The following is a 1,678-nucleotide window of genomic DNA, read 5'->3' on the forward strand; positions in this document are numbered from 1 at the left end:
CCTCCGCTTTTCAGTTGGGATGATGAGACGTCGCTGGTCGTCAGCTTTCGGGTAGGGGACGCGGTTTCGGTGCTTGGGCATGGTGAGGGCCCGGCGCGATGGTCGGGTTCTCCAGGGTTCCTCGGGTCGTAGGTGGTCAGGGGGCTGCCGGTCAGCTGGCTGGGCGGGGCAAGGCCGCGAGCCGGTGGAAGGCGGCGGCGAGTTCGTGTCTCCAGGGCCAGGTGGCGGAGATCCGCAGGTGAAGGCGGCGGCCGCCGCGGGTGAGACGGGCGGCGACGTGCAGGAGCCGGTAGCGGAGTTTCTTGGGTTCGGCGTCGGCGAGTTCGCCGTCCAGCAGCAGGACACGGGTCCAGGCGAGGAGGTCGATCGCTGCGAGGCTGAGTTCGAACCAGGCCGCGTTGATGGCGAAGTGGCGGGAGGGGAAACGGCCGAAGCCGGTGGCTTTGCCGCACCGGATGTGGTCCTCGACGGTGGCGTGTCCGCGGTGGCGGACCTCCAGGAACTGGGCGGAGCCCTCGCCTGAGTAGGGGGTGTCGGTGAGGAACACCTGGTGCCGCAGAGCCTCGTCCTGGTCGAACAGGGAGAGTTGGGCGCCGGGGTGTGGTCGCTCGCGGCGCACGATGACGCGGGTGCCGGCCGGATAGCCGGTCAGCTCGACCATGCCGGTCAGCTCGGCGACCTCGGCGCCGGCACGGAGCGAGCCGTCCTGGTCCAGAGCGGGATGCCAGAGGCGGCCGGGCATGGCTCGGATCGCCTGGCGGATCGGCTCGGTGACCGCGTATCCGACCGAGAAGAAGGTACGGATTCCTCGCATCCGCACGTCTCGGACGTGGGCGAGGAAGGCTCTTGCGGATCCGGCACTGTCGGTGCGGACGAGGATGTCGGTGCCGTGCCGGTGCGCGTCGGGGATCTGGGCGAGAGCGTCGTCCAGCACCGTGATGTGGTCGGTGGCGGTGTTGGCTCCGGCATTGCCGGGCCGCAGGCGCCCGGACATCGCCTCGCCGGTGTTGGCCAGGAAGCACATCAGCGGGTGGAAGCCGAAGCCGCCCTTGTAGGTCGGGGCAGCTTGGTCCTTCTCCGAGTGGCAGGTGATCAGCGTGGCGTCGAGATCCAGGACCAGCCCGGGCAGTACACGTCCCCCAGCCCGGGCCAGGGGTATGCCCCCGCTGGTTTCGGTGGCCTGCAGCCAGGCCACCTCCCGGGCCTGGGCGCGGGCTGATCGCAGCCGGTCCAGTCCCCGTTCGTCGATAGCAGCCAGCAGCCGCCAGGCCGTCGGCGTGGAGGCCACGGGACCGAACACCTCGCGCTGGTCCCGCAGAACGGCCAGTTCCGTGATCGTCTCGCCGCCGTCGGCGAGCATCACCGCGAGATCAACGGCGGTCCGGCCCGGATCGTGGCCAGTGCCGCGCGGTCGCAGCGGCCTGAGTGCGGTGGAGTACGCGGTGGTCAGCCCGGTGGCATCGGCGAGATCCGCCAGCAACCGTGCCCCGGCATGTCCGACCACCCCCGCACCGTCAGCGGAGACATGGAGCTTGGGACGCGAACCGATACCCTGCACGCAGAAAGTGCCTTCCGTCTGGACCGACAGAACCCCTCGACAAGGTTCATCGTCCCAGCTCAGAAGGCACTTTCGTGTTGCCGCACAGAAACCGGTCCCACACCAAGCGAAACGGCGAGG

At 69.5% G+C, this 1,678-nt stretch carries 1 protein-coding gene; it reads right to left on the reverse strand.

Annotated elements, in window-relative coordinates; translation table 11 throughout:
- Positions 1-151: 151 nt before the first annotated feature.
- Positions 152-1,588 carry an IS1380 family transposase gene (locus ACFYOP_RS33725; RefSeq protein ID WP_356899682.1) on the reverse strand — a complete coding sequence of 479 codons (1,437 nt, stop codon included), beginning with the start codon at positions 1,586-1,588 and terminating at the stop codon, positions 152-154.
- Positions 1,589-1,678 lie beyond the last annotated feature (90 nt).

This window comes from Streptomyces sp. NPDC006294 (assembly GCF_042870895.1).
Classification (GTDB): Bacteria; Actinomycetota; Actinomycetes; order Streptomycetales; family Streptomycetaceae; genus Streptomyces.